The following is an 11206-nucleotide window of genomic DNA, read 5'->3' on the forward strand; positions in this document are numbered from 1 at the left end:
CCGCCCATGGCCAGGGCCGCGCCGGCCAGCTCGCCGTGCCCGGCACGGCTCCCGCCGTCCTCCTCGCTCACGGGGAGGTTGACGCGCAGCAGGATGTCCACCGGCGCCTCGCCGGGGCGTTCGGCGGCGAGGGCGGCGAGCAGCCGCAGTTCGCTCTCGCTCTCCACGTGGATGCGCTCGGTCCCCAGGTCGAGGGCGAGCCGCAGTTCGGGCTCGGTCTTGCCGGGGCCGCCGAAGGCGAGCGGCAGGCCGGGGACGGCCTTGCGGACGTGGGCCAGTTCGCCGCCGGAGGCGACCTCGAAGCCGCTGACGTGCGGGGCGAGGGCCTGCAGGAGCTCGGGGGCGGGGTTGGCCTTGGCCGCGTAGTACAGCTCCGTCTCCGGCGGCAGGGCCGCGCGCACCTCGGCGGCGTACCCGGCCAGGGCCGCCAGGTCGTAGACGTAGGCGGGCAGTTCCCCGCCGGGCAGGTCGGCGGCGTGCCGGGCGACACGGGGAAGGATCACTGTGCGGCGCTCCAGGTGGTCTCGGTGCGGGCGGCCGGGGTGAGGGCGGCCGGGGTGAAGGCGGACAGCAGGTCCGGCACCAGGGGCGAGGAGATGCGCACGTAGCCGGCGTCCCGGTCGGCCTTGCGCTCCCAGCGGGTGAGCAGGTTGGCCTTGGCGGGCAGCGGCACCCCGGCGACGAGGGCGCGCAGCAGCGGGGGGTTGCCGTGGGCGGCGGCGCGGTCGGCGAGGATGCGGCGGACGGCGGTCCACAGCTCGGGTTCGAGGCGGGGGTGGCGGTCGGCGAGGGCCGCGAGCATCTCGGCGACGTGGTTGACGACCAGGCAGTACACGACGCGGTCCCAGCCGCGTTCGCGGTCGTACGTGAGGGGCCGGGCCACGTCCGCGGGGAGCGCCGCGAGGGCCGCGGCGTGGTGGCCGGGGAGCAGCTTGGTGCCCTCCAGGTCGCGGAAGAGGACCTGCCGGGGCATGCCGTCGGCGCCGACGCCGAGGACGACGTTCTGCAGGTGGGGTTCGAGGACGACGCCGTGGTCGAAGTAGGCCGCGAGCACCGGCGGGACGAGCAGCCCGAGGTAGGCCTTCCACCAGGCGAGGGCCTGCGCGGGGCCGGCGCCGCGCAGCAGTGCGCCGAGGTGGGCGCCGCCGGTGGGGTACTCGTCGGCGACGGCGGCGGCCAGCAGCCCGGTGACGCCGGGGGCGAGGCGGGCGCCGAGCCCTTCGCGGACGATGACGCCGAAGCCCTCGGCGAGTTCGCGGCTGCCGAGGTCGAGGGTGCGGTAGGCGGGTTCGCGCAGCAGGCCGGCGCCCGGGAAGCGGGCCGCGAGGTCGGCGGCGACGGGCTCCAGCAGGCGGGTGAGGGCGACGGCGCCCGTCAGCTCGTACTCGGCGTTCTTGCGCAGGCAGTTGGTGATGCGGATGTTGAGGCTGAACTTGAGGAAGTCCCGGCCGTCGTAGAGCGTGCGCACGGACGCGGTCGGCTCGAAGGGCTCGCCGCCGGGGCCCAGGTCGAGGACGTCGCCGCGGGCGACGGCGGCGCGCAGCACGGGGTGCTCGCGCAGCATCGCGTACTGCCAGGGGTGGGCGGGCAGCAGCCGGTAGCCGTCGGGGACGGGCCGCTGCCGGTCGAGGGCGGCGAGGGCCCCGTCGGCGGCCGCCTCCTGGCGTACGTGCTCGCGCCGTACGGCCAGGTGGTGCAGGGGGAAGCGGGCGCGGGCCTCGGGGGCGTAGCGGTCCCAGTCCTCGGGGGCGCCGGTGCGGGCCTTGGGGGTGGGGTGGAAGCGGTGGCCGAACAGCAGGGACTGCTCGGAGTCCATGTACGCGTCGGGGCCCGCCGTGCCGCGCGGGGCGGCGAGGGCCGCGGTGACGCCGGCGTGGCTGGCGGCCACCTGGCCGAGGAACTCCTCGTTGCGGACGCCGGTGCGCAGCTCCAGCTCGCGGTGGATGTGCTCGGCGAGCTCCTGCCACGTCAGCTCGGCCCAGGTGCCGTCGCGCTGGGTCCGGACGGGGCCGGTGAAGCGGTGGGCGCCGATCAGGGAGGCGCGCCGCAGCCCCACGCGGAGCAGGACGCCGCAGCGGGGCAGGCGCAGCACCAGGTGGCCGTCGGTGACGGCGGTCTGGTGCTCGGGCCCGGAGACCTCGCGGAGCAGGCAGTTGAGCAGCGTGTGGGCGACCACGTGGTCGGCGGTGGCCACGCCGGGGAGGGCGGCGGCGGGTGCGGAGGACATTCAGCGGCTCCAGCGGGTGCGGAGGAGGGTGGGGGTGCTGATGACGGCCGTCAGGGCGGCGACGGCGGATCCTGCGACGGCGGGTGCGGCCGGGCCCCAGAGGCCGGTGGAGGCGGCGGCTGCCGCTCCGGCGACGACGGCTCCGGCCTTGGATATGAACTCCAGCGAGCCGAACAGGCGGCCGGGCCCGCGGCCCCGGCTCGCCTCGGCGGCGAGTGCAGACAGGCTGACCAGGCCCAGCGTCATGCCGGCGCCCAGGAGCACGCGCAGCGCCACGAAGGAGGTGACGGTGGCGGCTCCCCAGTGCCCGGCGAGGGCGACGGCCACGCAGGCGAAGCCGGTGACGGCGCCGAGGTGCGGGCGGTGGGCGACGGCGGTGTGGACGGGCTTGGCCAGCAGCAGGTAGCAGGCGTGCGGGAGGGCGAAGAGCGCGCCGCTCGCGGAGGGGCCGAGGCCCGGCAGCCGCTCGCCGACCAGGGTGATGAGGTACGGGTAGGAGATGACGGTGGCGAGGACGAAGGCGAATTCGAGGGCGTAGAGGGTGCGCAGCGGTCCGGGCCGCGGCTCCTCCCCCTCCGGGGCGGCGGGTGACGGGCGCGCCGGGCGCGGCGGCTCGGGGAGCGCGGCCAGCATCAGGGCGGCGGCCAGCGGCAGCACGGCGAGGAGCGCGTACTGGCGGTGCGGGGGGAGCCAGGGCGTGAGGCCGCCGACGACCACGGGCGCGGCGACGAGCGCGAGGCGGGCGCTGCCCTGCATCAGGGTGAGCGCCCAGGAGAGCTTGTGGCCGTCGAGGGAGGCGGCGAGGTAGCCGTTGGAGGCGGCGAAGGTCCCGCCGAGGACGCCCTGGAGGACCAGGGCGGCGGCGAAGGCGGGCAGGCTGTCGGCCAGTCCGGCGAGCAGGAAGGACAGGGCGAGGCCGAGCTGGGCGCGCAGCAGCAGGCGCTTGCGGCCGTAGCGGTCGGCGAGCCTGCCCCACAGGGGTGCCCCGAGGGCGCCGAAGACGGTGGGGACGATGTAGAGCAGCCCGGCCCACCGGGCGCCGTGGTCGCCGAGGGCGGGCAGGATCTCGGTGAGGTAGGGCGGCAGGCCGAGGGCGGCGAACGACGCGACGAAGTAGCAGGCGGCGACGGCGTGGACCTGGCGGGTGCGCAGCACGGGCCGTTCCTCGCGGGTGCGGCCGTCGTGGAGTACGGCCGTCATCTTCCGGCGCCCCGCAGGTAGTTGGGCCCTTGGACGTAGTGCTTGTTGATGTCGGACGCGCCCGAGCGCTCCTTGGTGAGCAGGGTGCCGGCGGTGACCATGGCCTTGACCGGCAGCCGGTCGGCGTCGAGGACGCGGGCGCGCAGGACGGCGGCGGCCCCGGGGGCGGTGCGGGCGGTGCGTTCGACGGCCTCGGCGAGCCGGTCGCGCAGGCGGGCGAGGAGTTCGCCGAGGGGCGCGCGGCCGAGCCGGGCGAGCTCGAAGAGAGGGGCGGCGGCACACAGGTGGACGGTGATGGTGGCGAACACGTCGGCCACGGGGCCGTCGCCGGCCACGAGGATGCGCCGGTCGTCGAAGCCGAGCAGGTCGGCGGCCTCCCCGCCGAGCCGGGCGGCCAGGCGCACGCCGTGCACGCGCGGCCCGTCGTTGTCCTTCAGCAGCAGCCGCATCCGGGTCCGGCCGCCGGGGGCGTCCAGGACGAGGGAGGTGTTCTGCTGGTGGGACTCGAGGCCTATGCCGTACGAGAAGAGGGTGGTGTGCCAGTCCAGGAGGAGCGTGAGGTAGGCGTCGAGGAGGGCGGCGAGGGAGCCGTCGTAGTAGCGCTCGGCGAGTTCGTCGGCGACGAGGGCGCCGGCGGGGGTGCGGGCGAGCAGCGCCGCGACGGGCAGGACGTGGGCGTCCTGCAGGCCGGCGGGGTAGCGGCGGGCGAGGACGGCGAGGAGTTCGTGGTCGGACTGCAGGTGGGTGCGCTCGTCGGCCAGGAGGATCCGTCCGGCGAAGCGCGGCTCGTGGGCCATGACCTCTTCGAGGAGGCGCTGGCCGGTCTCGCCATCGAGGAGGGTGCCGGGCTTGATGGTGCGCCGGTTGCGCAGGCCCAGGGTGGCGGTGGCGAGGGGCAGTTTGAGGTGGACGGCGGGGTCGTCGGCGACGGCGACGGTGCGCGTGGAGAGGGTGGGCAGCACCTCCAGCCGGGGCTTCTCGGCGAAGCGGGCGGATCCGCTCAGTCCGGCCTCGCGCAGGGCCGCGTCCAGGGGGCCGGCCGCGGTGAGCGGGTGGACGGGCAGGGCGGTGTGCGTGGCGTCCAGCCCGCTCAGGCCGAGGCTGCCGGGGGTGGGCCACCAGGAGGGCAGGCCGGACCGGTCGCCGCGCACGGCGCCGTGCGGGAGGGCGAGCCAGCGCAGGGCGAAGGAGGGGTGGAACTCGGGCGCATACGCGCGTAGTTCACCTTCGCTGAGACCGGCGCGGGAACGGCCGGTGGGGTAGACCGGGTGGTCGCGGAAGGCGGCGAGGGTGTCGTAGGCGAGGGAGCCGCCCGGGCCCGTCCAGCCGTCGGTGCGCTGCCCGTACGTCTGCGCCAGGTGCGCGGTGACGCCGTCGCGGACGCGGTCGTGCAGGCGGGCGGCGGCCAGCGCCTCCTCGCACTCGGCGAGGAAGGCGTCGTAGCCGGCCCGGTCCTCGGGTGGCACCGCGGCGCGCAGCCGGGTGAGGACGGGGCGCAGCCCGGTGAGGACGCCGTCGTCCGTCTCGACGAGCGGCTCGCGCGCCTGGACCTCGCACTGGAAGCCGTCGGGGCCGACGGGCAGCAGGACGGTCCCGTCCGCGGTGCGCAGGTGGAGCCAGTCGCCGTCGGGGCGGTGCTCGGTGAGGGCGTGGCGGCGCAGGCCGTAGGCGTCCTCGCGGAGCAGGGTGCTGAGGACGCGCCGCAGGAGGTCGTCCTCCACCACGTCGGTGCTGGTCAGGCTCATGACATGATCTCCCAGCGCTGTGCGGCCAGGAATGCGTCGACTTCCCGGTCGATCCGGCCCTGGTCGGTGCCGGTCGCCCTGATGACGCCGAGGTAGTCGCGGTTGGTGCGATGGAGCGGGTGCGCCTCGCCGGTTCCGCGCAGCGGCCGGTAGACCAGCCGTACGCCGTCGCGCTCGGTGTCGCTCGCCGGGGGGGCTTTTTCGAGCGTACCCCCGCGGTCCGCGCAGACATACTCCACGCGCAGCCGCCCGTCAGGTCGCGCGCCGAGGTCCGCGGGCAGCGGCTCGCCGAGGTGGGTGCGCAGGATGTGCTCGAAGAGGGGGACCCCGAGGGCGTCGGCGAGCGCGATGTCGCACTGGTCGCCGATGGCCCGGTAGTTGACCTCGATGATGCGGGCGCGCGAGCCCTGGACCACGTATTCGGTGTGGCAGGCGCCGAAGCCGATGCCGAGTGCGCGCAGTTGTGCGAGGACCTGTTCCGTGTGCGGCTGCGGCGGCGCGGGCAGCAGGTCGAGGCGTTCCTCGATGAAGTGCGGCAGCGGGGAGAGGCGGGTGCGGAAGGAGGCCAGGGCGTGCAGGGTGCTGCCGTCGCCGAGCGTCTCCAGGGTGTGCAGCTCGCCGTCCAGGTACTCCTCCACCACGAGCGCGGCGCCGGGTCTGCGGCCGCGGATGTCGTGGCAGTGGCGGACGAGGGCCGCCGCGTCCTCGGCGAGCACGACGTCCTCGCTGGCCACGCCCTCGCGCGGCTTGACGACGCAGGGGAAGGACAGGCCCAGGTCCGCGAGCCGGCCGGGCAGGCCCTCCGGCTCGTCGCCGGGGGCGAGTTCGGCGGAGCGGACGGTGTCGGCGCCGGTCTCGGCGAGGCGGCGGCGCAGCTGGGCCTTGTTCTTGGCGTCGAGGGCGGAACGCCAGTCCTTGCCGGGCAGGCCGAAGTAGGCGGCGGCGAGGGCGGCCTGGGGCTGGAGGTGGTCGCTGTTGGTGAAGACGGCGTCGGGGCGGGCCTGCCGGCCGAGCGCGGAGATCCGGGCGACGACCTCGCGGAAGTCGGTGACGTCGCAGCCGAGGACGGAGAGCTCGGGCAGCTTGCCGCCGTCGGCGACGCTCTGCTCGTACGCGCGGCGGTGGGCGTCCGGCCGGTCGGTGAGGAGGGTGACTTCGAGGCCGAGGCGGGCGGCCGCGGGGAGGAAGCCGAGGGTGACGGAGTCGGTCGGGTTCAGGGCGAGGAGATGGAGCCGCACGGGAGGCGCCTTTCGACAGGCTGAGGGGGGACAGGAGGTGCGGGTGGCTTATGGGGCGGGTGTGGGGCTTGGGATGCCGGGGAGCCTGGGATGCCCGGGAGCTTGGGGCGTGTGGGGGGACTTGGTGTGCGTGGGGCTTCGCTTGCGTGGGGGGCGCTTGCGTGGGGCTTCGCTTGCGTGGGGGGGGCGCTTGCGTGGGGGCCGCCGCCGGGCCGGTGAGGAGGAGGGGGTGTCGGCCCGGCGGCGGGTCCGGGGAACGGGGTTGCTGCCGACCGGGGCGGTCGGACGAGGCGGCCGGGCGGGGCGGGCCGGCCACGCGGGCCGGCCCGGCCCTGCCTACTTGGGGGCGTCGACGCCGGCGGCCTTGGCGATGTCCTCCAGGACGCGGTTGGCGGCCTGGAGGCCGATGCCGGACATCCACGTCTCGTCCGGCACCTGGAAGACCTTGTCGTTCTTGACGGCGCCGAGGCCCTTCCACAGCGGGTTGTCCTGGACGGCGCTCTGCTGGGTCTTCTTCGGGTCGTCGGCGACGGTGACGAAGACGAGGTCGGCGTCGGCCTTGTCGATCTGCTCCGGCGAGACGTCCGTCATCGGGGCGTTGACGTCCTGCGAGGCGGGGCGGCGCAGGCCGGTGTCGGAGAGGACGATGCCGCTGAAGGAGGCCTTCTGGTAGAGGCGGGTGGGGCCGGCGACGAAGCGGACGACGGACGCGGTGGGCATCGTGCCGTCGTACTTCTTCTTGATCTCCTCGCCCAGGGCCTTGGCGCGCTTCTCGTACGTGCTCATAGCCGTCTCCGCCTCCTTCTCCAGGCCGAGGGCCTTGGCGTGGACCTTGAGGTTCTCCTTCCAGGGCGCGCCGGTGGTCTCGGTGAAGACGGTCGGGGCGATGCCCTTGAGACGGTCGTAGACCTTGGCGTGGCGGACCTTGGAGGACAGGATCAGGTCGGGCTTGAGGGAGATGATCCGCTCGATGTTCGGCTCGGCCATGGGGCCGACGTCCTTGGTGTCCTTCGTCTTCGACCCGAGGTACTGCGGGAAGCCGCCCTCGGTCTTCATGTGCGGGGAGACCGCGCCGACGGGCGCGATGCCGAGCATGGTGACGTCGTCGAGTTCGCCGGTGTCGAGGACGACGACGCGCTCCGGCTTCTTCTTGATCTCGGTGGTGCCCATGGCGTGCGTGATCGTGCGCGGGAAGCCGGTGTCGCCCGCGGCCTTGCCCTCGTCCTTCGCCTTCTCGTCGCCGCCGCACGCGGCGAGCACGGCCGTGCCGACGATCACGGTGAGGAACACGGCGAGCGCTCTTCGCAGCCGGTGCAGGGATGGTCGGAGGTGGGTGGTCACGGCGGACTCCAGTCTGTGCTGTGTAAGGGAGCGGGGGTGGGGGGTGGGGGTCTGGGGGGGCGCGCCTCAGGCGGCGGGCCGGTCGGGGGCGCGCCGCCTTCCGGAGCGGGCCCGGGGGACGACGAGGGGGGTGCCGGTCTCCGGGTCGGGAACGACCCGGCACTCCACCTGGAAGACCTCCTCGACGAGTTCGGCGGTGAGGACGTCGGCCGGCGGGCCGGCGGCGGCCGGTCTGCCGTCGCACATGACCACGAGGTGGTCGGCGTACCGCGCCGCCTGCCCGAGGTCGTGCAGGACCATCACGACGGTGCGCCCGGCCTCGGTGTTGAGCTCCTCGACCAGGTCGAGCACGTCGAGCTGGTGGCGCAGGTCGAGGAAGGTGGTGGGCTCGTCGAGGAGCAGCAGGGGCGTGTCCTGGGCGAGCGCGAGGGCGATCCAGGCGCGCTGCCGCTGGCCGCCGGAGAGCTGGTCGACCGGGCGGTCGCGCAGGACGTCGGTGCCGGTACGGGCGAGGGCCGCTTCCACGGCGGCCTGGTCGGCCTTGGACCAGGGGGTGAGCATGCGCTGGTGCGGATAGCGGCCGAGGCGCACGAGCCCTTCGACGGTGACGCCTTCGGGGGCCACGGCCTGCTGCGGGAGCAGGCCGAGGCGGCGGGCGAGGGCGCGGGCGGGCATGCGGTGGATGTCGGCGCCGTCGAGGGTGACGGTGCCGGCTGTGGGGGCCAGCAGGCGGGCGAGTCCGCGCAGGAGCGTGGACTTGCCGCAGGCGTTGGGGCCGACGACCGCGGTGACGGCGCCGCCGGGGACGGCGAGGTCGACGCCGTCCACGACGGTCCGGCCCGCGTAGCCGAGACTCAGGCCGTGGGCGGCGAGGCCGTGGGGGGCCCGGCCGTCGGAAGCGAGGCCGTCGGGGGCGAGCCCGTCCGGGGCAGGGGCGGAGATCGTCTTGTCGCTCATCGGGCGGTGCTCCCAGCAGTGGGCTTGAGTTGACGCAGCATCAGCACGAGCAGCCAGGGGGCCCCGAGCGTGGCGGTGACGACCCCGACGGGCAGGCCGTGGACGGGCAGCAGGTGCAGGACGGCGAGGTCGGAGGCGAGCAGCAGGACGGCGCCGCCGAGCGCGGTGAGGACGAGTGAGCCGGCCGTCGGGGGCCCGGCCAGGAACCGCACGATGTGCGGCACGGCCAGGGCGACGAAGCCGACGGGCCCGGTGAGGGCGGCGGCGACGGACGCCAGGAGGACGGCGAGCAGGAGGAGCTGGAGGCGGGCCGCGTTCGGGGCGACGCCGAGCCCGCCGGCGGAGTCGTCGCCGAGGTCGAGGACGGCGAGCCTGCGGTGACCGGCGAGGGCGAGCAGGACTCCGGCCAGGACGAGCGCGCCGCCGGTGTTCGTCTCGGTCCAGGTGCGGCCGTAGACCGAGCCGGTGGTCCACTGCAGGGCGTCCGCGGCCAGTTCGGCGGGGAACCGGACGATGAAGAGGTTCACGACGGCGGCGAGGCCCTGCTGCACGGCGAGGCCGACGAGCACGATGCGGGTGACGGTGACGCCGCCGCGCCAGGAGAGCACGGCCAGCAACAGGGCCGCCAGCATGCCGCCGCCGAGCGCTCCGGCCGGGGTGAGGGCCGCCGGGGCGCCGGTGGCCAGGACGGCGACCGCGCCGAGGGAGGCGCCGCCGGTCACGCCGACCACGTCCGGGGAGGCGAGCGGGTTGCGCAGCACGCGCTGCATCAGCGTTCCGGCGACGGCGAGCCCGGCACCGGCCACGACCGCGGCGACGGCGCGCGGGGCGCGCAGCTCCTGAACAAGCATCACGTCGGCGCTGTCGCCGATGCCGAAGAGGGCTTGCAGCGCGTCCAGGGGCGGCACGCGGACTTCGCCCGCGCTCAGGCCCAGGGCGAGGAGGACGGCGAGGAGGAGGACGGCCGCGGCGGAGAGGAGGGCGACGCGGCGCCGCTGCCGGGCGAGTGCGGACCCTCCGCTCGCGCGGGGGCGGTCCACCGGCCGCGAGCCGGTCCCGTACGCGCCCTGCGTCAGGTCGCTCATCGGGTCGCCTTCCGTGCGAGGAGGGCCAGCATCGGGGCGCCGAGGAAGGCCGTGACGATGCCGACCTCGATCTCCGTGGGGGCCAGGACGACCCGGCCGGCGATGTCGGAGCCGAGGAGCAGCAGCGGACCGGCGACGAGGCAGCCCGGGACGAGCCAGCGGTGGTCCGCACCGAGGAGCTTGCGCACCAGGTGCGGGGCGGCGAGCGCCACGAACGACAGCGGGCCCGCGACGGCGACGGACGAGGCGGCGAGCAGCACCACGGCCAGCCCGCCCGCGGCGCGGACCCTGGCGACCGGCACGCCGAGCGCCTGCGCGGTCTCGTCGCCGAGGGCGAGGGCGTTGAGCGCGGGCGTGATGGCGAGGGCCAGCACGAGGCCGGCGAGGAGGGGTGCGAGGACGGGCAGCAGGATGTCGGTCTGCCGCCCGGCGAGCGAACCGGCCAGCCAGAAGCGGGCCTCGTCCAGCGTGCGGTGGCTGGCCAGCATCACCGCGGAGGTCCACGCGCTGAGGACGGCGGCCAGCACGGTGCCGCCCAGCGCGAGCCGTACGGGGTCGAGTTCGCCGGCGTGGCGGGCGAGCGCCAGCACGGCGACGGTGGCGAGCGCGGCGCCCCCGAAGGCGAACCACAAGTACTCCACGGGCCGGGTGAGGCCCAGCGCGTAGATGGCGGTGACGACCGCGAAGCTCGCCCCGGCGTTGATGCCGAGGGTGGTGGGCGAGGCCAGGGGGTTGCGGGTGACGCCCTGGGCGACGGCGCCCGCGACGCCGAGCGCCGCACCGACGACGAGGCCGATCACGGTCCGCGGGACGCGCAGCCCGGTGACGACCAGGCCGTCGCGTCCGGCGTCGTCCCCGGCCAGCGCGTGCCACACGGTGGCCAGGGGCACCGGGCGCGAGCCCGCCGCGAGGCTGAGCGCGGCGCACACGGCGAGCGCGGCCACGCCTGCGAGGAGCAGGGCGGCCCGGCGAATTGGAGCTGCGCGCCCGACGGCGGGCGCGACGGCTCCTGGAGCGGTCTCGTTCACGGAGGAGACCCTAGGTTAGGTAAGGCTTACCTTGTCAATTCTGGATGGTTCGCACACCAGCTATTTCCTCAATGCCCAGATTGGTGGCGCCGGAGCCTCAGCTTCCCAGCCCGATCCGCCGGTAGCGCGCCCGCCTGCCGGCCAGCCGTTCGCCCTGCTCGCGTGCGCCGAGAGCGGTCATTTCGGCCCCGAGGAGGGCCCCGAGGCGCGGCAGAAAACCGTCGGTCGCCGAGGCCGCCGGGGAGGCCGGGGAGGCCGGAGACGCCGGAGACACCGCACCGGCGTCCGGCTCCTCGACCACGAGGTCCACGATGCCGTGCGCCAGAAGGTCCGCGGAACGCACGCCCTGCCGGGCGGCCACCTCGTCGGCGCGGTCCGTCGTGCG

9 protein-coding genes and 1 pseudogene are annotated in these 11206 nt (G+C 75.5%); all 10 read right to left on the reverse strand.

What is annotated here, in order from left to right:
* Window positions 1-503: alanine racemase (locus tag V7793_RS25415; protein WP_336010279.1), on the reverse strand; the 503-nt coding region annotated here is incomplete at its 3' end.
* Window positions 500-2227: an IucA/IucC family protein gene (locus V7793_RS25420; RefSeq protein ID WP_336010282.1), complete on the reverse strand. Its 1728-nt coding sequence runs from the start codon at window positions 2225-2227 to the stop codon at window positions 500-502. The genes V7793_RS25420 and V7793_RS25415, both read right to left, overlap by 4 nt.
* Complete coding sequence (locus tag V7793_RS25425) at window positions 2228-3427, reverse strand: MFS transporter (RefSeq protein WP_336010283.1); 1200 nt, start codon at window positions 3425-3427, stop codon at window positions 2228-2230.
* Entirely contained in the window at window positions 3424-5172 is a 1749-nt protein-coding gene (locus V7793_RS25430) for an IucA/IucC family protein (RefSeq protein WP_336010285.1), read from the reverse strand. Before V7793_RS25430 ends, V7793_RS25425 begins: the two co-directional genes overlap by 4 nt.
* On the reverse strand, window positions 5169-6410 hold the full coding sequence (locus tag V7793_RS25435) for an ATP-grasp domain-containing protein (RefSeq protein WP_336010287.1): 1242 nt from the start codon (window positions 6408-6410) through the stop codon (window positions 5169-5171). The genes V7793_RS25430 and V7793_RS25435 overlap by 4 nt, the downstream gene beginning before the upstream one ends.
* A 336-nt stretch (window positions 6411-6746) precedes the next feature.
* The gene (locus V7793_RS25440) at window positions 6747-7751 is read right to left on the reverse strand and encodes an ABC transporter substrate-binding protein (protein ID WP_336010289.1); all 1005 of its coding nucleotides are present in this window, start codon (window positions 7749-7751) and stop codon (window positions 6747-6749) included.
* A gap of 66 nt (window positions 7752-7817) precedes the next feature.
* Entirely contained in the window at window positions 7818-8708 is an 891-nt protein-coding gene (locus tag V7793_RS25445; protein WP_336010291.1) for an ABC transporter ATP-binding protein, read from the reverse strand.
* On the reverse strand, window positions 8705-9793 hold the full coding sequence (locus V7793_RS25450) for a FecCD family ABC transporter permease (protein ID WP_336010293.1): 1089 nt from the start codon (window positions 9791-9793) through the stop codon (window positions 8705-8707). The genes V7793_RS25445 and V7793_RS25450 overlap by 4 nt, the downstream gene beginning before the upstream one ends.
* Window positions 9790-10821: a FecCD family ABC transporter permease gene (locus V7793_RS25455; protein ID WP_443057991.1), complete on the reverse strand. Its 1032-nt coding sequence runs from the start codon at window positions 10819-10821 to the stop codon at window positions 9790-9792. The genes V7793_RS25450 and V7793_RS25455 overlap by 4 nt, the downstream gene beginning before the upstream one ends.
* Before the next feature lie 97 nt (window positions 10822-10918).
* A pseudogene (locus V7793_RS25460) lies at window positions 10919-11206 on the reverse strand (carboxyl transferase domain-containing protein); the annotation flags it as partial.

It is taken from the genome of Streptomyces sp. KLMMK (assembly GCF_036961605.1).
GTDB lineage: Bacteria > Actinomycetota > Actinomycetes > Streptomycetales > Streptomycetaceae > Streptomyces > Streptomyces telluris.